Origin of the sequence: Acidovorax sp. 94, assembly GCF_003634645.1 — a bacterium.
Taxonomy (GTDB): domain Bacteria; phylum Pseudomonadota; class Gammaproteobacteria; order Burkholderiales; family Burkholderiaceae_C; genus Acidovorax; species Acidovorax facilis.
In genome coordinates, this window is the sequence record NZ_RBJA01000001.1 from 2,760,001 (window position 1) to 2,780,611 (window position 20,611).

The following is a 20,611-nucleotide window of genomic DNA, read 5'->3' on the forward strand; positions in this document are numbered from 1 at the left end:
TCGCCCCTGATCCTGACAGCACCCGTGAGCCAACCCGGGGTGCCCGCCAACAGCAGCGCCCGCGACTTCTTTGTGGCAGCCCGCAATGGCGGCGACAAGTGGAGCTATGGCACGCCCGGCGTGGGCACGGTGGGCCACATTGGCACCGAGTTGCTCAAGTCGCGCAGCAACATCAACCCGGTGCATGTGCCCTACCCGGGCTACCCGCAGGTGGCCACCGCCATGCTGGGCGGGCAGTTGCAGATGGCCTTGCTGCCCCCGGCCCTGGCGCAGGCCCAGGTGCGTGCGGGCAAGCTGCGCGCGATTGGCGTGACGTCTTCCGGGCGCAGCCCGCTGGCGCCCGATGTGCCCAGCCTGGCCGAGGCCGGCATCAGCAACTTCAACCTGGAAATCTGGAACGCCTTTGCGGCGCCTTCGACCCTGCCCAAGCCGATCCAGGCCAAGCTGGCGGCGCTGATCAGCGAGATTGCGCGCAGCGAAGAGGTGCGCGGCAAGCTGTTCCAGCAGGGCTGGCAGACGGTGGGCTCGTCGCCCGAGGGGCTGGCCAACCGCGTGAAGGCCGACACCAACTTGCTGGGCGGCGTGATCGCGATGCGCGGCATCAAGGCGGAATAAATCTGCGCGACGGAAACGCCGCACGCCTTTGCTGCTAGCAAACATCAACCCGGGTCTGGCTGATGCGCCTGCCCGGGTTTTTTTGTTGCAGGTGCTGTCAAACCAGCAGGCGGACTGGCGGGCCCGCAGAGACCTCAGCCCGCCTCGGCAAGCAGTGCCTTGACGTCTGCCGCCAGGGCCTGCGCGCCACTGCCATAACGGTTATAGATGCGCAGGCGCCCCGCCGTGTCATACACGTAGCTGCCCGCCGAGTGGTCCATGGTGTAGCTGGTGGGCGTTTTGCCATCGACCTTCTTGTAGTAGATCTTGAAGTCCTTGGCGACCGCAGCCAGTTGCTCTGGCGAGCCATACAGGGCCAGAAAACTGGGATCGAAATTGGCCATGTAGGCCTTGAGCACTTCCGGCGTATCGCGTTCGGGGTCTACCGTGACGAAGATGCCCTGCAGGCGGTCGCCGTCCTTGCCCAGCATCTTCTTCACCTCGGCCAGCTCTTGCATGGAGGTGGGGCACACGTCCGGGCACTGCGTGAAGCCGAAGAACACCACCACTACCTTGCCCGCAAAGTCCTTGAGGTGTCGCGCCTGGCCGTTGTGGTCGGTCAGCGGGATGTCACGGGCATAGTCCGCACCGGTGATGTCCACGCCACGAAACTCTGCCTTTTTCTCGGAACAGGCACTAAAAATCCCCGCAGCGCTTATAGATAAAGCGCCAACAGCTATCGTTTTAAGAGCACTTCTTTTCAACATGGTCATGGCGGTCTTCACAGCACGTAGTGGTCCACCAGGAGGGCGGCAAACAGGGCGCTCAGGTGGATGAGGGAAAAGCGGAAGGTCTTGCGCGCGAGCGCGTCCGAATAGTTGCGCCACAGGGCAAAACCGTAGCCGCAGAAGCCTGCGCTCAGCACCACCGCAGCGGCCAGGTAGATCCACGAGCTCATGCCGTAGACGAAGGGCATCAGGCACCCGGCAAACAGGATCAGGGTGTACAGAAACACCTGCAGGCGGGTGAACTCGTTGCCATGGGTCACCGGCAGCATGGGCAGGCCAGACTTGCGATAGTCCTCCACCCGGTACAGGGCCAGCGCCCAGAAGTGAGGAGGCGTCCACAGAAAGATGATGAGGAACAGGATGAGCGCTTCCGGGCCGACATCGTTGGTCATGGCCGCCCAACCGAGCACGGGCGGCATGGCGCCTGACGCACCACCAATCACAATGTTCTGCGGCGTAAGGGGCTTGAGAATCACTGTGTAGATGACCGCATAGCCCATAAATGTGGCGAACGTGAGCCACATCGTGAGAGGGTTCACCCAGAAGTACAACAGTGCGGACCCCGCACCACACAACACGGCAGAAAACAGCAGCGTCTGGGCGTTGGACAGCTGGCCCTTGGCCGTGGGACGCCAGGCGGTGCGCTTCATCTTGGCGTCGATGCCCTGCTCCACGATGCAGTTGAAGGCGGCGGCAGCGCCCGCCACCAGCCACACCCCGGCACAGGCCAAGACCATCAGCCCAAGTTGCGAGGCCGACGGAAGCCCAGGCACAGCCAGCACCATGCCAATGAGGGCACAAAACACAATGAGCTGGACCACGCGCGGCTTGGTCAGCGCATAGAACTGCGCAATGCGCGACGGCGTAGAAACAGCGGCGGGGGCAGCAACACTCATGCGGAAACTCTCGATGCACCCGAAGGCGCGGAAAACTCTTGCGGCGCGGACACCGCGCGGCTGGACACCAAGGCCCAGGTCAACACCACCACCAGCGCCGCAGCGCCACCGGTATGCAGCACGGCGGCCAGCAGCGGCCAGTCCAGCACCACGTTGGAGAGGCCGGTGGCCAGTTGCAGCAGCGCCAGCGCGGCCAGCCAGCGGGACTGAACCCGGAGCAAGCCCGCCTGGCGAAGGCGCCAGCAAACGATGCCCAGGGCCAAGAGGACCACATAAGCCATGAGCCGGTGTACATAGTGGATGGCTGTGAGCCCGGCAAAACTGATGTGGCTGCCGTCCTGCAGCATACCCAGCGCGCGCCAGACCTGAAAACCCTGGCCAAAGTCCATGGCTGGCCACCAGCTCCCCTGACAGGTAGGAAAGGTGGTGCAAGCCAGCACCGCGTAGTTGGTGCTGACCCAGCCACCCAGCACCACCTGCACCGCCACGAGCACGCCGGTGATCACCAGGCCCCAGCGCAACCCGGTGGAGACACGCACAGGCAGCTTGCCCTGGGCGCTCTGGGTGTGGCGCACTGCCTGCACACACAGCAGCGCCAGCAGCACCAGCCCCCCGATGAGGTGCAGCGTGACGATGGCCGGAAAGAGTTTCATCGTCACCGTCAGCGCCCCGAAAGCCCCTTGCAGACACACCCAGAACAGCGTGAAGGTGGGCCACCACGGGCTGATGGGGGGACGTTCGCCCCCCATGCGCAAGGCCTTGCGGTGCTGCACCCACGCCGACACCGTGAGCACGATGATGAGCACGCCCACGCCCGTGGCCAGGTAACGGTGGATCATTTCAACCCAGGCCTTGCCATGGGTCACAGGGCCCGTGGGCATGGCCTCCTGGGCCGCCGCGATCTCGGTGCGCGCCCCCACGGGGCTGGCGCTGCCGTAGCACCCAGGCCAGTCGGGGCAGCCCAGACCCGAGTCGGTCAGGCGGGTGAAGGCGCCAAAAAGCACCAGATCAAACGTCAGGAACAGGGTGAGCACCGTGAGTGCCTGCAAGCGCCGCATGGGGGAGTTGTTGCGGTTGCGCCAGCCCACCCAGGCGAGCGGCCCGAGCGCAATCAGCACGCCCAGCAGCATCAGCCGGGCGATGGGCGCCAGATCGTAGAGCGGCTGTGGGGTGTCCATCACGGCTTCCCGGGACGCCCGGCCTCATCCCATGACGAGGACGCACGCAACAGGCGTTCAAGATCCCGCTTGGCCTTGGCCGCGCCTGCCGCGTCCATGGCTGCCGGAAAACGCATCATCCAGTTGCCCATGGGGTCCACCACATACAGGTGGTCCGCGATCTGGTGCCCCTCGGCAGGCGCAAGCCACGCATTGAGTGCAGCAGCATCCATGCGCAGCACCGTCGCTTTCTGCAATGCGGGCGTGAGCTCCGGGGGCACGCTGGTAGCGTCGTTCACCAGCCAGACCCAGTCCACGCGGTCTTTCTCCTTGCCCACACTTTCGCGCAGTTGCCGCTGCAGGTACAGGTGCTTCTGGCAGGCGGCATCACAGGCCCCGCCCGCAACGCTGACCAGAAGCCATTGCCCCTTCAGCGAAGCCAGGGGAACGGCCTTGCCATCGAGTGCCGTGGCGCTCAGGTCCGGCAGGGTGCGCTGCGGGTTGATCAACTCGCCATAGTTGCGCCGGCCTTCGGGGCGGATGACGTAGTACGTGAAATACGAGGCGATGACCGGCGCCGCGCAGATGAGCAGCACGCCCAGCATCTTCAAACGCCCATGGCGCGTGCGCTGCGTCAGGGCCACGGCGCCCGCCGCTTCGGGCAGCGTGTGCACGGTGAGCCCCAGGGGATGGTCCCCCTGGGCTTCAGGCGGCAGGGTGGCTGCGCGGGCGAATGAACCGTCGGACGATTTGGAACCAGACATAGAGAAGTGCAATCAGGCCGCAGAGCCCGAACCATTGAAATGCGTAACCGTAGTGTTTGTCGACGCCTGCGCCGACCACGGGCCAGTCGCGTTGAAGCCCCTCGCCTGCTTCGCCCGTCTGCAGCACCGTGAGGTGGGCAAGCGCCAGACCGGTTTCGGTGCGAAACGCTGCCAGGTCGAGATTTTGCCGGATGCGAGAAGACCCCTGGGCACTGTCGGCGCCCTGGAACTCATACAAACGTGAAGGCGCGGGCGCCACACGGCCCTGCACCCGCACCGCCACATCCTGTGGCGTCTGCACCTGTGGCAATTGCGTGCGGTCCTGGAAATTGCGCGGCGCCCAGCCACGCTGCACCAGAACCGCCGCGCCACTTTGCCCTGCCAGCTGCAAAGGCGTCACCACAAAAAAGCCCGGGCGCCCGTGCATCTGGCGGTTGTCGAGGTACACCGTGTGCTCCGACAGCCACCGCCCCTCCAGAACCACAGCACGGTGCACCAACGAAGAGGCGTCCTTCGAGGATGGATCTGCCACCGCAGCAGCAAGCAAGGCGCGGCCGTCAATGGCAGGCATGCGACCCCGTTCGTCCAGCGCGGCCTGAAGCGCCTCTTTTTCGGCTGCGCGCGACAGCTGCCAGCGGCCCAGCGATGCCGTGACCAGCATGCCCGCCACTGCGGCGAGTGTGATCAACCAGAAACGCAAGCCTGCGGGACGGCGGAAAGTGGTCACGGGATAATGTGCTCCATGAAATACCTCGTAGTGCTGGCGTTCATCGCCATTCTGGCCAGCCTGGCATCCGCCCTGTTCTTCATGATGCGCAATGGACGCGATGACAAGTCCAAGGGCAACCACATGGCCAAGGCGCTGGCCGTGCGGGTGGGGATCTCCATCGTGCTGTTCCTGTGTATCCTGGTCGCCTGGCAGCTGGGCTACATCCAGCCTACTGGCCTGCCGGCAACCGCCCGCTAACCCCCCCCAACCGTGGCGAGCAGGACGCCGCCAGCGATGGACCAGGCTCTGCGCTGACAGCATGCATGCCAACAAAAAAAGCGCCGCGAGGCGCTTTTTTTACATGGCAGGCGCGGTTTACATCCAGTAGACCAGCACGTACAGACCCAGCCACACCACGTCCACAAAGTGCCAGTACCAGGCAGCGCCCTCGAAACCGAAGTGCTTGTCGGCGGTGAAATGGCCCTTTTGCAATCGCAGCGTGATCACCAGCAGCATCAGCATGCCCAGGAACACGTGGAAACCGTGGAAGCCGGTCAGCATGAAGAACGTCGAACCGAACACGCCCGAGTTGAGCTTGAGGTTCAGGTCGGTGTAGAGGTGGTAGTACTCATAGCCTTGCACCAGCAGGAAGACAAAACCCAGCAGCACCGTGGCCCACATGAAGCCGATCGTCTTGCCGCGATGGTTTTCGCGCAGTGCATGGTGGGCGATGGTCAGCGTCACACCCGAGGTCAGCAGCAGAGCCGTATTGATGGTGGGCAGCCAGAAGGGACCCACCGTCTGGAAGGGCTCGACGATGCCAGCCGGCGAACCGGTCACGCCCGCAGCCAGACTGGGCCAGACCGCCTTGAAATCAGGCCACAGCAGTGCATTGTCCAGGCTTCCCAGGGCAGGTACAGAGTGCGAACGCGCCCACCACAGGGCCGTGAAGAACGCGCCGAAAAACATCACCTCCGAGAAGATGAACCAGCTCATGCTCCAGCGGTACGACAGATCGATCTTGTGGCCATACAGGCCACCTTCACTCTCACGCACCGCATCGCCGAACCATTGGTACAGCGTGAATAGCCACCACACCAGGCCCAGCGCCAGGGAATACTTGCCCCAGTCGTGGCCGTTGATCCACTGCCCTGCGCCCAGAATGACGAAGAACAGGCCTGCAGCCGCCATCACAGGGTGACGCGACTCGGCAGGCACATAGTAGTACGGGGTTCCGCCGTGGGTTGATGCACTCATTTCAGCTCCTGACTCTCAAAATCTTTGTTTTCAGTATTTGTTCGTACCAACCAACACACACTCACTCACACGATCCAGTTCACCAGCCCGATCAGGCCGATGACCAGCAGAAAGACCGCGATCAATCCCACCACGATGATGTGCAGTGGGTTGAGTTTTTCGACATCCTGCTGGTATTCGCTGCCCTTGCGCAGGCCGATGAGCGACCAGGCCACGGCGCGCACGGTGCGCAGCAACGAGCCTTTGCGCGCATGCGGCTTCACCACGGGCTGCTCCAGGGGGGTATTCATGATCCAGCCCCTTCCAATGAGGAAATGGTCGGAAGGGATACATCCACGGCTGCTGTGGACTGCGGTGCTGCGGGTGTCTTGCCACCCACTTCAAAGAACGTGTAGGACAACGTAATGGTCGTCACGTCCTTTGAAATACGGGGGTCAATCACAAACGCCACCGGCCATTCCTTTTTCTCGCCGGGCTCCAGCGTGTACTGGTTAAAGCAGAAGCACTCCAGCTTGTTGAAGTGTGCAGCAGCCTGGCGGGGCGCGTAGCTGGGAATGGCCTGCGCAGCCATGCGGCGGTTCTGAATGTTCTGAAACTGGTACATCACCGTGGTCAGCTCACCCGGGTGCACCTGCACCGATCGCTGGGCAGGTTTGAAATCCCAGGGACCCCGCGCGTTGGCATCAAACTCCACCGTGATCGTACGGGTCTTGTCCACCTGCGTGTTGGCAGGAACCTTGACATCCTTGCCCGCCACGCCGTTACCAGGCACCTGACGCTCGGAGAGCGACAGGATGTTGATGCCCGTCATCTCGCAGATGTGCTTGTAGATGGGAATCAGCACATAGCCGAAGGCGAACATGCCAGCCGCGATCACGACCAGCTTGCCGACCATCTTGGCGTTTTCGCGGTGCAGGCTCATGGCAGGTGTGGACTCAACGGGAAAGGAAGAACACCTTGGCCATGAACCCGACGAAGAACACCACCGCAATCGACGCCAGGATCAGCGCCATCCGCAGGTTGCTCTTTTTCTGCTCGGGTGTCATCGTCGTGGCCCTCAGCCGATTACACGGGTTGCCGTGGCATCCAGCTTGGGTGGATTCTCAAAAGTGTGGAAAGGCGCTGGAGAGGGAACTTCCCATTCCAGACCTTCAGCACCGTCCCAAGGCTTAGCAGCTGCCTTTTCACCCTTGCCACGCATGGCAGGAACAATCACCGCCAGGAAGAAGTAGACCTGCATCAGACCGAAGCCCAGCGCGCCGACCGAGGCAATCGCGTTGAAGTCAGCGAATTGCATGGGGTAGTCGGCGTAGCGACGGGGCATACCGGCAAGACCCAGGAAGTGCATGGGGAAGAAGGTGATGTTGAACGTGATCAACGAGCCCCAGAAGTGGATCTGGCCGCGCGTTTCAGAGTACATCACACCCGTCCACTTGGGCAGCCAGTAGTAGACGCCAGCAAACATGGAGAACAGGGAGCCCGCCACCAGCACGTAGTGGAAGTGGGCCACTACGTAGTACGTGTCTTGCAGCTGGATGTCGATGGGAGCCATGGCCAGAATCAGGCCGGTGAAACCACCCATGGTGAACACGAAGATGAAGCCCACCGCAAACAGCATGGGGGTCTCAAAGGTCATGGAGCCGCGCCACATGGTGGCGATCCAGTTGAAGATCTTCACGGCCGTGGGCACGGAGATCAGCATGGTGGCGTACATGAAGAACAGCTGGCCCGTCACGGGCATGCCCGTCGTGAACATGTGGTGGGCCCACACGATGAACGACAGGATGGCGATGGACGACGTGGCGTACACCATGGAGGCGTAGCCGAACAGCTTCTTGCGGGCAAAGGCAGGCACGATCTGGCTGATGATGCCGAAGGCCGGCAAGATCATGATGTACACCTCGGGGTGGCCGAAGAACCAGAAGATGTGCTGGTACATCACCGGGTCACCGCCGCCAGCGGGGTTGAAGAAGCTGGTGCCGAAGTGGCGATCCGTCAGCGTCATGGTGATTGCGCCAGCCAGCACGGGCATCACGGCGATCAGCAGGTAGGCGGTGATGAGCCAGGTCCAGGCGAACATGGGCATCTTCATCAGCGTCATGCCGGGTGCGCGCATGTTCAGGATGGTCACGATGATGTTGATCGAACCCATGATGGACGAGGCACCCAGGATGTGCATGGCGAAGATGCCGGCATCCATGGAGGGGCCCATCTGCAGCGTCAGCGGCGCATACAGCGTCCAGCCCGCAGCAGGAGCGCCACCGGGCATGAAGAACGATGCCACCAGCATGATGGCCGCAGGGATCATCAGCCAGAAGCTGAAGTTGTTCATGCGGGCAAAAGCCATGTCGGATGCGCCGATCTGCAGCGGGATCATCCAGTTCGCAAAGCCCACGAAGGCCGGCATGATGGCGCCGAACACCATGATCAGACCGTGCATGGTGGTCAGCTGGTTGAACAGCTCGGGGTTCACCAGCTGAAGGCCGGGCTGGAACAGCTCGGCGCGAATCAACAGCGCCAAGACGCCGCCCACCATAAGCATGGCGAAGGCAAACAGCAGGTACAGGGTACCGATGTCCTTGTGGTTGGTGGCATACACCCAGCGGCGCCAGCCGGTGGGACCATGGTGTCCATGGTCGTCGTGTGCGTGGTCGCCCGCATGCCCGTGGTTGTCGAGAACTGCACTCATCTTGGATTCCTCAATACGTTAGGGCGCTGATTACTTGCCGCGCTGGGCCACGATTTCAGCAGGCTGCACCAGCTGGCCGGTCTTGTTGGACCACGAATTCTTGGTGTAGGTGGCAACGGCTGCGATATCGGTATCGCTCAGTTGCGCCCATGCAGGCATGGCACCATTGGCTGCGCCCTTGAGCAGAACCTGGATCTGCTTGACATGGTCCGCGTCCAGCACGATGGCCGAACCGTCCAATGGCTTGATGGGGCCAGCGCCCTTGCCGTTGGCCTGGTGGCAGGCCGCACAGTTGGCGGCATACACCTTCTCGCCCCGCTTCATGATGTCGTCCAGCGCCCAGACCTTGGTGGGGTCGTCCAGCTTGGCAGCAGCCTTCTTCTTCTGATCAGCCACCCAGGCGGTGTAGTCCTCAGCAGACACGACCTTCACATGGATGGGCATGTAAGCGTGCTCCTTGCCGCACAGCTCGGCGCACTGGCCGTAGTAATCGCCAATCTTCTCGGCGCGGAACCAGGTGTCGCGTACAAAGCCAGGGATCGCATCCTGCTTGATGCCGAAGGCGGGCACCATGAAGGCGTGGATCACGTCGTTGGCCGTCGTAATGATGCGGATCTTCTTGCCCACCGGCACCACCATCGGGTTGTCCACCTTGAGCAGGTAGTCGGTCGGCGCATCCTTGACATTGCCGCTGTCAGACATCACGCGGTGGCTGCTGTCCAGCGTGGAGATGAAGGCCAGACCCTCGCCCTCGCCGGTGATGTAGTCATAACCCCACTTCCACTGGTAGCCCGTGGTCTTGATGGTGAGGTCGGCGTTGGTGGTGTCCTTCTGGGCCACCAGCACCTTGGTGGCAGGCAGGGCCATCAGGATCACGATGATGAACGGAACAATGGTCCAGACCACTTCCACCGTCACGGATTCATGGAAATTGGCCGACTTGGCGCCCTTGGAACGGCGGTGTTTCCAAATCGAGTAGAACATCACGGAGAACACTGCAACAAAGATCACCGTGCAGATGATCAGCATCATCCAGTGCAGAAAATGTTGCTCTTCTGCGATCTTGGTGACCGGGGGATGCAGGTTCAGCTGGTTGACTGCAGGGCCGCCAGGCAGGTCCTGAACGGCATGGGCTGCGGAGCCCACCCATGCACCGGCAATCAGCAGCAGAGAAGCCAGCTTGTTGGAAATGCTCTTCATAGTTCTCACTTACTTCTAAGCCTCAATTTAACCAATCCCTTTCGCGCGCCTGCGTGGGGTCAGGCTGCGCGCAAGGCCATGCGGATCTCCGATGCCAGAGCCGGTCGAAGTTCGGGGCGCATGAAGCGCCCCACTTCGACCGTTCGGCCCTGCGCAGACAGCATGATCAGCGAACGGTCCCCAGACTTGGGCTCTACGCGAACCCAACTCCGGTCAAACTCGGCGCGCTCCAGCTTGCCTGCTGTCTCCAGTTCCACCACAAGGCGTGAACCCTGCAGCGAAATCCTCTCGCCATCCGCCGCATGGCGACCGTACATGGCGAATGCAATTCCTACCGCCACCATCTCCAGCCACGCAAAGGGCATGACCAGGCGGGCACCGAGTATCCAGAAGCACGTTGCGATACCCAGGGACACCACACACAAGGACAGATACATCCAGCCCAACTGCACCGGCGTGACCGAACAGTTGCGAACGAGACGCCAGTCAATGCGTTGACCCGACACCGTGGCAAAACGAAAAACCAAGCCCGTCACCAGAAGTGCTCACAAGACTGCCAGCTGGGTGCCTGTCATGCCCAAGGCAAGACAGGCGCAGCCCGCAAAGTTGCGCGGGAAGATGCCCGAAATCTCAATAACCCGGAATTGTAGCGTGCCTTGTTCCATGTCATTGACACGCCGTTACAGGCTAGTTCTCTTTGCCGCCCTGGCGCAACATGGTGCGCATGTCCTGCAGAGACACAGCGCTGCTGGAACTGACGCGCACCCGAGGCGCAGGCTTGAAGGCATGGCCATAAATGATTTCGAAAGTCAGTGCCAACTGACCACCTTGTTGCGGATCTGCCAACCGGTCGGACAGCACTTGGTAGAGCTTCTCGCGCCAGCGCCGACCGCGCAATGAGGGAAAGCGATCAGGGTGCAGATTGCAACCCAGCTCGCGCAGCTCTTGAACCAGCCGCTCGGGCGTGGCAAACGTGAGCGTGATGCGCTCCATGTCCATCACCGGTTCGGCAAAACCGGCGTGCACCAGCATGTCACCCCAATCGTGCATGTCGGTGAAGGCATGCCCTGCCGGGGGCCAGCCCAGCTCGGCATACACCGCATGCAGTTCTCGCAGGGTATCGGGCCCCAGGCACGAGAACATCAGGTAGCCATCCACCGCCAGGGCACGGTGCCATTGCGCGATCAGCGCCTGCGGGTCGGTTGCCGTGTGCAGCGCCATGTTGGCCCACAGCATCTGCACACTCGCATCTGCAGGCATACCCAGCTGGGGGTTGCCTGCGCTCCAGCGCGCAGGACTCCACCACGGCTTGGCCAGCGCTTGCCGTGCAGAGTCCTCGCAATGGGCTGCCGTTTCGTAGATCTGGCAACGCGCTTTGGGATAGCGTGCGCTCACGAGCGCATGCGCCTGCAGGCCGCCACGCGCTGCGTCCCAATGGCACCACGATTCAGGGGCCTGGCGAATCCATTGCAAGCGGCCCTCCATGCGGCGGGCCACTTCTTCATGAAGCCAGGGAGATACGGCGGGGGCTGCTGCATGCCAGCGGGCCGCAGCAACGGGATCAATGGTGGGGGGGCGCTCGGAGGACGTCATGGGCCGCGCGAGTATATTGATTCATGCTTTTTACGGGCCTGACAGGGATTTCGCGCCGTTTCCACACCTGGGCCCACCAGGTGCCCAGCCAGTGCGCGTTCTGCCACACCTGGCCCTCGCAGCGCATCTGCAACGCCTGCGTGGCGCGGTTTGCCCAGCCCACCACGCGCTGCCAGCGCTGCGCCCTGCGGGTGCCCGCAGGGGTAGAGGTCTGCGGCGCCTGCATCCAGACCCCGCCCAGCTTTGATGCCTGCATTGCCGCAGTGGACTACGCCTACCCCTGGGCCGATGCGCTGGCGCAGTTCAAGTTTCGCGGTGATCCGGGCTGGGCCAAGGCGCTGGCCACACTGATGCGCAGCACGCCGTGGATGGAACCGGCGCTGGAAGCGGCCGACCGCGTGCTTCCAGTGCCGCTGTCCACCGAACGCCTGCGCGAGCGGGGCTTCAACCAGTCGGCCCTGCTGGCAAGGCACCTGGTAGGCCCCAAAACCGACCTCCACACCCTGCTGCGCATGCACGCCACCGAGGCGCAAAGCAGCCTGCCCCGCGCCCAGCGCCTGCGCAACCTGCGCGGCGCCTTCGCCGTTGAACCCAGCCGCGCGGCAGCCCTGCGCGGCCAGCGGGTGGTGCTGATCGATGACGTTATGACCACCGGTGCCACGCTGCAGGCGGCCACCCTGGCGCTGCGCGAGGCAGGCGTGGCGCATGTCACCGCCGCCGTCCTGGCGCGCACGGGGCTCGACTGAGCCCCGCAACCTCGAAGTACCAGCGGGATACTTTTGATTACGAGCGGTTGCTCAACTCACACGCCCAGCGATGACAATTGGCGGCATGTTCCATATCGTCCTCGTCGAACCCGAAATACCGCCCAACACGGGGAATGTGATTCGCCTGGCGGCCAACACGGGGTGCACTCTGCACCTCATCGAGCCGCTCGGGTTCTCGATGGAAGACCGCCAGATGCGCCGTGCGGGGCTGGACTATTACGAATACGCCCAGGTGCAAGTGCATGCAGGCTGGACCGCCTTCCTGCGGGATACCCAACCAGACCCGACCCGCATGTTCGCAATGACCACACACGGCTCGCAGCCCGTGCATTCCACCTGCTTCCTGCCGGGCGACTGGATGGTGTTTGGCGCTGAAACGCGAGGGCTTCCGCCCGAACTGCGCGAGAGTTTTCCGCCCGCACAACGCCTGCGCCTGCCCATGGTGGCGGGCCAGCGCAGCCTGAATTTGTCCAACGCCGTGGCTGTGACGGTGTTCGAAGCCTGGCGCCAGAACAGTTTTGCGATGCCCGACGGCGAAATCGCCGTGGAGCCAGAGGGCACCATCATCAGCGGATTTGCGCAGCTGGGTTGATGCTTGGCTGATTGTTGGTAGGTGCGCCGCCCTGGCCGATGGCCTTGGGTTACTTGGCCTGCTGCCCGCGTTGGTCCGCCACGGCCAGGGGCACCTGCTCGCTGAGAAAGTCCAGAAACACCTTGGTGCGCGCGGGCAGCATGCGGCCGGACGGCAGCGCGGCATAGATGGTGTAGCGCGAAAAAATCCACGCAGGCAGGATGTGCACCAGTTCGCCACGGGCCAGGTGTTCCTCGGCCAGCAGGCGCGATGTGACGGCCACCCCCGCGCCGTCTACCGCCGCGCGCAGAAGCAGCTCTGTGCTGACCGACTGCAGCACTGCCGGCACATCGACCTCTTGCGCGGGCATGCTGCCGTTGAGCGATTGCAGGCGCAGCTTGCGCGCTGGCCCCAACTGCGCTCGCGCGGCCATGCCGGAGTCGCGCAGATAGTCGTGTTGCAGCAGGTCTTGCGGCTCGCGCGGAATGCCCTTGCGCTCCAGGTAGTCGGGTGATGCAACAACAATCGCCTCCCCCTTCAACAGGGGGCGTGCCACGATGTTGGCATCAAAATCCTCGCCTGCCACCATGATGGTCACATCATATTCATCCACCCTCGCCGAGGCATAGGCGTCCAGGTCGATGTCAAGCAACAGCTTGGGGAACTCCGCATGCCACAGCGCCACCATGGGCGCCAGAAAGTTGGTCGCCAGCACAGGCGCCGCAACGATGCGGATGGTGCCGCGCAGATCGCGCGTGTTGGCCGCCGCTGCCGCTTCGGCGTCGTCGATCTCGTGCAGGATGGTGCGTACGCGCTGCAGATAGGCATCACCCGCGTCGGTGAGCGCCAGCTTGCGGGTAGTGCGCTGCAGCAGCCGCGTGCCCAGATGCTGCTCCAGCTCGGCCACCATGCGGGTGACCACAGGGGGTGACATGTCCATGGCGCGGGCGGCGGCGGCAAAGCCGCCCTCCTCCACCACACGCTCGAAAATTTTCATGGCTTGCAGGCGGTCCATGGTTCAGACCTCCTGCCCGGTGGCGACCAGGCTCAGGCCGGAGCGCCGAAATTGCGCGCCAAAGACTCGGCCACGCACACCGGCTTGTCGCTGCCCTCGCGTTCCACCGTCACCAACCAGGTCATCTGCATGCCATCGGGCGCCACGGGCTCGGCAGCCTGCAAGGTGAGACGCGCGCGCAGGCGGCTGCCCACCGGCACCGGTGCCGTGAAGCGCACCTTGTTCAGCCCGTAGTTCACGCCCATGCGCGCACCCTCGATGGTCAGGCCCGTCTCGAAAAACTGCGGGATCAGCGACAGCGTGAGAAACCCATGCGCAATGGGCGCGCCAAACGGCCCGGCCTTGGCACGCTCGGGGTCCACATGGATCCACTGGTGGTCGCCCGTGGCCTGGGCAAACAGGTTGACCTGTTCCTGCGTGATGGTGATCCAGTCGGTCACGGCGACCTCCTGGCCCACGCAGGCGCTGACTTCGGAATAAGAGCGGAAGATTTTCATCGTCGCAATGTAGCCCCGCACCCAGGCGCGCCTTGTCTGCCGGGTGACAGGTGTTTTCCCGAGGGACTGGTTGTACGTTCTGCTTCACGCTGTCCTTCAAGAATTGAGCCATGCACAGATGCCCTGCCACTGCTCCAGGTCGCGCGCCACGCGGCCGGGCGCCACGTCAAACAGCGTGAGGCCATGCGCCGCCAGGTGGATGTAGTTCTGCGTATCGCGCAGGTAGCCCAGCACCGGGAAGCCCAGGCTGTCCACAAAATGGTGCAGCTGCTCGGCGGCCTTGGTACGGGCGTCCACGCGCATGCCCACAATGCCGATCTGCACCCCTTCAGCACGGCGATGCTCGGCCAGCTGGTCCAGAAAACTGCGTGTGGCAAAGATGTCGAACACGCTGGGCTGCAGCGGCACGATGATCTTGTCGGCCAGCTTGAGCACATCGTTCAGCCGCCAGCCGTGCAGCCCGGCAGGGGTGTCGAGCACCGCGTGCGTGGTGCCCTTGGGCGGGCGGCTGATCACGTCCGAGTTGATGCCATCCCAGGCGCCAATGGGGCGCGCGGCTGGCGGGCGCAGGCCCAGCCAGAGCTTGGCGGATTCCTGCCGGTCGGTGTCGCCCAGGATCACGGGATGCCCCTGGCTGGCGTAGTAGCCCGCGATGTTGGTGGACAGTGTGGACTTGCCCACACCACCCTTCGGGTTGGCGACAACAACTACTGGCATGACAACCTCCTTGGAATCTGCGTATCCATGAAAAACCAAGCCAAATCAGCCTCTAGCGCTTTATAGGCAAGCGCAAGCAGCTATTAAAATCGAAGCGCAACCATCCTATCAAGCGTGCTGCCCGCCGCGCTTGACGAAGAACAGCCCGGCGCCCACCGCCATCAGCAAGCCGCCAAACACACGGTTTTGCGCCCGCACCGCACGCGCGCTGCGCATCAGGCGGCGCAGCGCGCTGGCCCCCGCAGCGTAGCCGTGCATCACCACCACGTCCACCGTCACCGTGGTGGCGGCCATCACCACCAGCTGGGTCCACAGTGGGCGCGTGTCGGTCATGAACTGGGGCAACACCGCCACCATGAAGATGATGCCCTTGGGGTTGGTGGCGTTGGTCAAAAAACCCGTGAGGCAGCGTTTTTGCCAGGTGCCGGCCGACTCTGCTTCATCGCCCTGCACCGGCGATTTGTCCCCGGCACGCCACTGCGCAAAGCCCACATAGATCAGATAACAGGCGCCCAGCACTTTCACCACGCTGAAAGCCACCTCGGACGCCAGCAGCAGCGAACCCACGCCCGCCCCGGCAATCAGCAAAATCAGCAACAGGCCCAGCTGCAGGCCCAGGATGGTGGCGCCCGTCTTGCGCACGCCGTACGACAGCCCATGGCTCATCGACAACACGGCCCCCGACCCCGGCGACACCGCAATCAGGCACGATGCCGCAAAAAAAGCCAGCCAAGTCTGAAAGTCCATGAATCATCAAGCCCGTGTGCGAAGAAGGGCGAGCATCTTAACAACGCCCCCGTGTCGCTGCCATGATCTGGATAAAAATGCCTGCTAGCGCTTGACCATAAAGCGCTACCTGCTATCAAAATAGAAGCATTTCAATGCTATGCCACGCGCACCCCCGCATCGCTACGGCAATGCCAGAATCCTGACACGCCCACGCCCGCCCGTCCGCCCCCTGCGACGCCCCTCCCAACGCCATCACTATTGCCGCGCCTCCATGGAACACGCCCCCACCTGGCTCACCTACGGTTTCCTGTACCTCACCGCTGCCGTGCTGGCCGTGCCCATTGCCAAGGCGCTGGGCCTGGGCGCCATCATTGGCTACTTGGCGGCGGGCATCGCCATCGGGCCCTGGGGCCTGGGGCTGGTCAGCAACGTGCAGGACATCCTGCACTTTGCCGAGTTTGGCGTGGTGCTCATGCTCTTCCTGGTCGGGCTGGAACTGCAACCCAGCCGCCTGTGGGCGCTGCGCCGCCCCATCTTTGGCACCGGCACCGCACAGGTGCTGGGCTGCGCAGCTGTGCTATTTGCGCTGGGTGCGCTGGCGGGCCTGCCCTGGCGCGTGAGCCTGGTGGGCGCTTTAGGCCTGGCGCTGTCGTCCACGGCGATTGCGCTGCAGGTGCTGGCCGAGCGCAACCTGATGCGCACCAGCAGCGGCCAGGCAGGTTTTTCGATCCTGCTGTTCCAGGACGTGGCCGCCATCCCCATCCTGGCCCTGCTGCCCGTGCTGGGCGCAGCCGCCGGCGAAGGCGCGGGCCACTCGCCAGGTGAGATGGTGCTGGAGGTGCTCAAGATCGTCGGCGTGATCGCCGCCATCATCCTCGGCGGGCGCCTGCTGCTGCGCCCCGTGCTGCGCTGGATCGCCAAGAGCAACACCCCCGAGATCTTCACGGCCGCCGCGCTGCTGTTGGTGGTGGGCATTGCCTACCTGATGGTGCTGGTGGGCCTGTCGATGGCGCTGGGCGCCTTCCTCGCTGGTGTGCTGCTGGCCGACAGTGAATACCGGCGCGAGCTCGAAGCCGACATCGAGCCCTTCAAGGGCTTGCTGCTCGGCCTGTTCTTCATCGCCGTGGGCATGAGCATCGACTTTGGCGTGATCCTGCGCTCGCCCGGCCTCATGGCCGCCATCCTGGTCGGTTTTCTCGCTGCCAAGGCCATCGTCATTTACACCCTGGCCAAGGTCGTCGGCATCCCCTACCAGGAGCGCCCGGTATTCACCCTGCTGCTGGCCCAGGGCGGCGAGTTTGCGTTTGTAGTGTTCCAGGCCGCAGCCGGTGCCAGCGTGTTCCCGGCCGAGACCGCCTCGCTGCTGATTGGCGCCGTGGCGCTGTCGATGCTGATCAGCCCGCTGCTGCTGGTGCTGCTGGACCGCGTGCTGCTGCGCCGCTACGCACAGCTCAAAAACACAACGCCCCAGGCCGAGGAAATTTCCGAACCCCAAGAGGCGCCCATCATCATCGCGGGCTTCGGCCGCTATGGGCAGATCGTCTCGCGCGTGCTGCTGGCCCAAGGCATCCCCACCACCGTGCTGGACCACAGCGTGGACATGCTGGAAGTGGCGCGCACCTTCGGCTACCGCGTGTTCTACGGCGACGCCACGCGGCTCGACCTGCTGCGTATCGCCGGGGCAGAACACGCGCGCATCCTGGTGGTGGCCGTGGACGATGCCGAGCAGTCCCTGCAGATCGCCAAACTGGCGCGCGAGCACTTCCCGCACCTGCAGATCGTGGCCCGCGCGCGCGATGTGACGCACTGGAACAAGCTGCGCGACCTGGGCGTGACACTGGTGCAGCGCGAGCTGTTCGAGTCCAGCCTGCAAAGCGCTCACACCGTGCTGGAGCTGATGGGCCTGCCACCCGCGCAAGCCACCGCCATCACCCAGCGCTTTCGCACCCACAACATCGCGCTGGCCGACCGCATGTACCCGCACCACAAGGACCGCGCCAAGTTCATCGCCGTGGCGCGAGAAGGGCGCAACCAGTTTGCGGAGCAGATGGCGCGGGAGCGGCAGGAAGGGGCAGCGCTGGGTGGGGCGGGCGGCGCCTATCCGGGGTATGGCGAGGCGGAGGAAGCGGATGCTGGGAAAGAGGTTGCCAGCGGCGAAAATTTGGATAAAAACAGGCTCTAGCGCTTATTTATCAAGCGCTTATAGCTATCTATTAAATAGCAAAATCAGCCTCCCTTGGAAAAGAGAATATGGCGCCCCGCGCCGCCAGGGTAACTGCACCTAACTCCACCGTGACGCGAAACCACGATTCGTGACACTTTATTTGTCGCTTAAAATTGTTTCGCGACACTTATTTGTCGCGATTTCGACTCGCGACAACAGGAGCCCCTCATGCCACGCATCACCCCATCCGAGGAGTTGAACACGCTTGCGGTACTGATCGCCAACGCTGCCCCTGCAGGCATTGGCAGCGACGCCCTGCTGCACCAGTTGGGCAACGCTTACCAGCGCCGCACCCTGCAGCGCCGGCTTGCGCAGCTGGTGGATCAACAACGCATCGAAGTGCGCGGAGAGGGCCGCGCCACCCGCTACTACCCACGCTCGCAGCCTGTCGAATCCGCCCATCCGGCGGCAACCAGCCCTGTTGCCACCACTGCAGATTACGTGCCCACCTCGGCAGAGGGCGCGGAAATCCGCGCGGCCATCTCCCAGCCCCGCCACCTGCGCAAACCGGTGGGCTACCAACTGGATTTTTTGTCGCAGTACCACCCCAACCACACGGCCTACCTGCCGCCGAGCCTGCGCGAGCAACTGCACACCCTGGGCCGCTCCCCCGCCGACCAAACGCCCGCAGGCACCTTCGCCAAAGACATCCTCAACCGCCTGCTGATCGACCTGTCCTGGGCCTCATCCCACCTCGAAGGTAACACCTACAGCCGGCTCGACACAGAACGCCTGATCGAATTCGGCCAGGCCGCCGAAGGCAAAAACGCGCTGGAAACCCAGATGATCCTGAACCACAAGCAGGCCATCGAATACCTGGTGCTCCAGCCTGAAAACGCGCAGGTGCAAACCGGCACGCTGATCGCACTGCACGCCTTCCTGTCCGACGGCCTGATGGCCGACCCCGCCGCCGTGGGCCGCATCCGCCGCCGCGCGGTGGAGATTGGCGGCAGCGTCTACCTGCCCATCGCCCTGCCCCAGCGGCTCGAAGAACTCTTCGGCATCGTCACCCAGATGGCCGCCGAGATCACCGACCCGTTCGAGCAAGCCTTCTTCTTGATGGTGCACCTGCCCTACCTGCAGCCGTTCGAGGACGTGAACAAACGCGTCTCGCGCCTGGCGGCCAACATCCCCTTCATCCGCCACAACCTGTGCCCGCTGTCGTTCATCGACGTACCGCAGCAAGCGTATGTAGACGCCATGCTGGGCGTATACGAACTCAACCGCGTGGACCTGCTGCGCGATGTATTCGTGTGGGCATATGAGCGGTCTTGCCAGCAATACGTGGCAGTGAAGCAGAACCTGGTGCCGCCGGATATTTTTCGGCTGCGGCACCGGCAGGCGCTGGCCGAGGTGATTGCGGCCATCGTGCGGAAGGGGGAGGCGGCTACGGAGGAGGCGGTGAAGCGCAGGATGCCTGCTTCTGTCCCAGAGGCCGACCACACGCATTTTGTGCAGCTGGCGCTGGCCGAGTTTGGCGCGCTGCATGCGGGGAATGCGGTGCGGTTTGGGATTCGGCCGTTGGAGTTTGGGGAGTGGGAACGAAACTATCGAGGTGAGACTGCGTAATGCGCTTTATGCATTTTGGGACATGCCTCCCAAAATCGGCTTTCGAAAGAACCATTCTCCGGTGCATTTGACGGCACAAAGTCATTGCTGCACAGCGGATCTGCTTACTCCTGCGACAACGCATCCAAGTCGGCAGATGCTATTACAGCGCGATCCGAGAACTCAACATATCGCAGCGAGTGTTTCGGCTTCGTCCTGAGTCAATCCTAGTTCAGCCGCCATGAGATGTTCCACTGACACGTCATTGATCATTGGCTGAATTTTCCTCAGCTTCTTTATTGCGTCGGCATCACGCTTCAGCAAGGCAAAAACGCTCTTGAAAGCCATGAAGTACCTTGGGGAGTTCTCCGCCAAGCCCCTGAGGACAGATTCAGCAGCTTCGTCGCCGTAGTCCGCTGAAACGACTATCACTGAAAAATAAGTCGAAATCCCCTCATTGAGCACGGTTGTCTGCGGCGTAGCGGGATCATCAGGATCAACTGACGGATACAAGAGATGGCAGACCTCATGAGATAGCTGAAAGTCTCGTTGCATATCGTCATCAAGAGCCCGCATGCTCAGTGCGATTTGGACCGAGTTTGTCTCAGGCGTGTAATAAAGATGCGGAGGATGATCGCAGAATGTCACCCCCACATACTTCCATTGCGACGTCATTGACCCAAACATCTGCTCGGCGTATTTGAGTAGTTGAGCTGCTCTCTCGCTCGCAGCGACTAATTCTTCTTTCATTTGGCAGCGCAGCTCCAACGGATAAGCGAAATAAGGTGGGATGTTTTGGACACCATTTCTCTTGTTTAAAGCTGCCGTACATGTAGTGAAAAAGTGCATGAAGCACTTGCATCCATGGGGATTGCTACTCAAGAGATACCCAACTA

General features: G+C 62.8%; 24 protein-coding genes (1 of these 24 cut by a window edge). 6 read left to right on the forward strand and 18 right to left on the reverse strand.

The features are described 5' to 3' along the window. Positions 1-615, forward strand: the 3' portion of a protein-coding gene (locus C8C94_RS12675; protein WP_055398594.1) for a tripartite tricarboxylate transporter substrate binding protein. Its footprint begins 423 nt before the window's first position; the window shows 615 of its 1,038 coding nt (coding positions 424-1,038); its start codon lies off the left edge, out of view; its stop codon occupies positions 613-615. Positions 616-749: 134 nt separating this feature from the next. Here C8C94_RS12675 and C8C94_RS12680 read toward each other — a convergent pair whose 3' ends face one another. The 5 genes from C8C94_RS12680 to C8C94_RS12700 are packed head-to-tail and all read right to left on the reverse strand — an operon-like array spanning position 750 to position 4,926. After that, positions 750-1,367, reverse strand: a complete 618-nt coding sequence (locus C8C94_RS12680) for an SCO family protein (protein ID WP_121422835.1) — start codon at positions 1,365-1,367, stop codon at positions 750-752. Positions 1,368-1,375: 8 nt separating this feature from the next. Next, entirely contained in the window at positions 1,376-2,278 is a 903-nt protein-coding gene (gene cyoE, locus C8C94_RS12685) for a heme o synthase (RefSeq protein ID WP_121420952.1), read from the reverse strand. After that, positions 2,275-3,456 (reverse strand): heme A synthase, encoded by a 1,182-nt coding sequence (locus C8C94_RS12690; RefSeq protein WP_121420953.1) that lies wholly within the window; start codon positions 3,454-3,456, stop codon positions 2,275-2,277. Before C8C94_RS12690 ends, cyoE begins: the two co-directional genes overlap by 4 nt. Beyond that, entirely contained in the window at positions 3,456-4,199 is a 744-nt protein-coding gene (locus C8C94_RS12695; RefSeq protein ID WP_055398591.1) for a hypothetical protein, read from the reverse strand. Before C8C94_RS12695 ends, C8C94_RS12690 begins: the two co-directional genes overlap by 1 nt. Next, complete coding sequence (locus C8C94_RS12700; RefSeq protein WP_121420954.1) at positions 4,141-4,926, reverse strand: SURF1 family protein; 786 nt, start codon at positions 4,924-4,926, stop codon at positions 4,141-4,143. Before C8C94_RS12700 ends, C8C94_RS12695 begins: the two co-directional genes overlap by 59 nt. A 15-nt stretch (positions 4,927-4,941) precedes the next feature. Here C8C94_RS12700 and C8C94_RS12705 point away from each other — a divergent pair, with 15 nt between their 5' ends. Further along, positions 4,942-5,166: a twin transmembrane helix small protein gene (locus C8C94_RS12705; protein WP_055398589.1), complete on the forward strand. Its 225-nt coding sequence runs from the start codon at positions 4,942-4,944 to the stop codon at positions 5,164-5,166. Positions 5,167-5,283: 117 nt separating this feature from the next. Here C8C94_RS12705 and C8C94_RS12710 read toward each other — a convergent pair whose 3' ends face one another. The 8 genes from C8C94_RS12710 to C8C94_RS12740 form a co-directional block, all read right to left on the reverse strand. After that, positions 5,284-6,165 (reverse strand): cytochrome c oxidase subunit 3, encoded by an 882-nt coding sequence (locus C8C94_RS12710; RefSeq protein WP_121420955.1) that lies wholly within the window; start codon positions 6,163-6,165, stop codon positions 5,284-5,286. Positions 6,166-6,230: 65 nt separating this feature from the next. Further along, a complete protein-coding gene (locus C8C94_RS12715) occupies positions 6,231-6,455 on the reverse strand; it encodes a DUF2970 domain-containing protein (protein ID WP_055398587.1) in 225 nt (74 codons plus the stop codon). Further along, complete coding sequence (locus tag C8C94_RS12720; RefSeq protein WP_121420956.1) at positions 6,452-7,087, reverse strand: cytochrome c oxidase assembly protein; 636 nt, start codon at positions 7,085-7,087, stop codon at positions 6,452-6,454. The genes C8C94_RS12715 and C8C94_RS12720 overlap by 4 nt, the downstream gene beginning before the upstream one ends. A gap of 13 nt (positions 7,088-7,100) precedes the next feature. Then, positions 7,101-7,211: a cytochrome oxidase small assembly protein gene (locus C8C94_RS25870; protein ID WP_212742253.1), complete on the reverse strand. Its 111-nt coding sequence runs from the start codon at positions 7,209-7,211 to the stop codon at positions 7,101-7,103. Between the two features lie 11 nt (positions 7,212-7,222). Continuing rightward, positions 7,223-8,854, reverse strand: coding sequence for a cytochrome c oxidase subunit I (gene ctaD, locus C8C94_RS12725; RefSeq protein WP_055398585.1), 1,632 nt, complete (start codon positions 8,852-8,854; stop codon positions 7,223-7,225). A gap of 30 nt (positions 8,855-8,884) precedes the next feature. Continuing rightward, positions 8,885-10,054 (reverse strand): cytochrome c oxidase subunit II, encoded by a 1,170-nt coding sequence (coxB, locus tag C8C94_RS12730; protein WP_055398584.1) that lies wholly within the window; start codon positions 10,052-10,054, stop codon positions 8,885-8,887. A gap of 59 nt (positions 10,055-10,113) precedes the next feature. Beyond that, complete coding sequence (locus C8C94_RS12735) at positions 10,114-10,590, reverse strand: DUF2244 domain-containing protein (RefSeq protein ID WP_121420957.1); 477 nt, start codon at positions 10,588-10,590, stop codon at positions 10,114-10,116. 151 nt (positions 10,591-10,741) lie between these two features. Continuing rightward, positions 10,742-11,647, reverse strand: coding sequence for a class I SAM-dependent methyltransferase (locus tag C8C94_RS12740; protein WP_121420958.1), 906 nt, complete (start codon positions 11,645-11,647; stop codon positions 10,742-10,744). Between the two features lie 23 nt (positions 11,648-11,670). Between C8C94_RS12740 and C8C94_RS12745 the strand changes: the two genes are divergently transcribed. Further along, positions 11,671-12,393, forward strand: a complete 723-nt coding sequence (locus C8C94_RS12745) for a ComF family protein (RefSeq protein ID WP_121420959.1) — start codon at positions 11,671-11,673, stop codon at positions 12,391-12,393. Between the two features lie 85 nt (positions 12,394-12,478). Continuing rightward, positions 12,479-13,006, forward strand: a complete 528-nt coding sequence (locus tag C8C94_RS12750) for a tRNA (cytidine(34)-2'-O)-methyltransferase (protein ID WP_121422836.1) — start codon at positions 12,479-12,481, stop codon at positions 13,004-13,006. 49 nt (positions 13,007-13,055) lie between these two features. On the opposite strand, the gene C8C94_RS12755 is transcribed toward C8C94_RS12750, so the two are convergent. From C8C94_RS12755 to C8C94_RS12770, 4 genes are all read right to left on the reverse strand, one after another. Continuing rightward, a complete protein-coding gene (locus C8C94_RS12755) occupies positions 13,056-14,000 on the reverse strand; it encodes a LysR family transcriptional regulator (protein ID WP_055398579.1) in 945 nt (314 codons plus the stop codon). 32 nt (positions 14,001-14,032) lie between these two features. Then, complete coding sequence (locus C8C94_RS12760) at positions 14,033-14,497, reverse strand: MaoC family dehydratase (protein WP_056066019.1); 465 nt, start codon at positions 14,495-14,497, stop codon at positions 14,033-14,035. A gap of 96 nt (positions 14,498-14,593) precedes the next feature. After that, positions 14,594-15,214: a ParA family protein gene (locus tag C8C94_RS12765; protein WP_055398577.1), complete on the reverse strand. Its 621-nt coding sequence runs from the start codon at positions 15,212-15,214 to the stop codon at positions 14,594-14,596. 108 nt (positions 15,215-15,322) lie between these two features. Further along, positions 15,323-15,961, reverse strand: a complete 639-nt coding sequence (locus tag C8C94_RS12770; RefSeq protein WP_055398576.1) for a LysE family translocator — start codon at positions 15,959-15,961, stop codon at positions 15,323-15,325. A 253-nt stretch (positions 15,962-16,214) separates the two neighbouring features. Between C8C94_RS12770 and kefC the strand changes: the two genes are divergently transcribed. Next, the gene (gene kefC, locus C8C94_RS12775) at positions 16,215-18,125 is read left to right on the forward strand and encodes a glutathione-regulated potassium-efflux system protein KefC (RefSeq protein WP_121420960.1); all 1,911 of its coding nucleotides are present in this window, start codon (positions 16,215-16,217) and stop codon (positions 18,123-18,125) included. Between the two features lie 210 nt (positions 18,126-18,335). Further along, complete coding sequence (locus tag C8C94_RS12780) at positions 18,336-19,736, forward strand: Fic family protein (RefSeq protein WP_121420961.1); 1,401 nt, start codon at positions 18,336-18,338, stop codon at positions 19,734-19,736. A gap of 162 nt (positions 19,737-19,898) precedes the next feature. Here C8C94_RS12780 and C8C94_RS12785 read toward each other — a convergent pair whose 3' ends face one another. Continuing rightward, a complete protein-coding gene (locus tag C8C94_RS12785; RefSeq protein ID WP_147433256.1) occupies positions 19,899-20,564 on the reverse strand; it encodes a hypothetical protein in 666 nt (221 codons plus the stop codon). Positions 20,565-20,611: the final 47 nt, after the last annotated feature.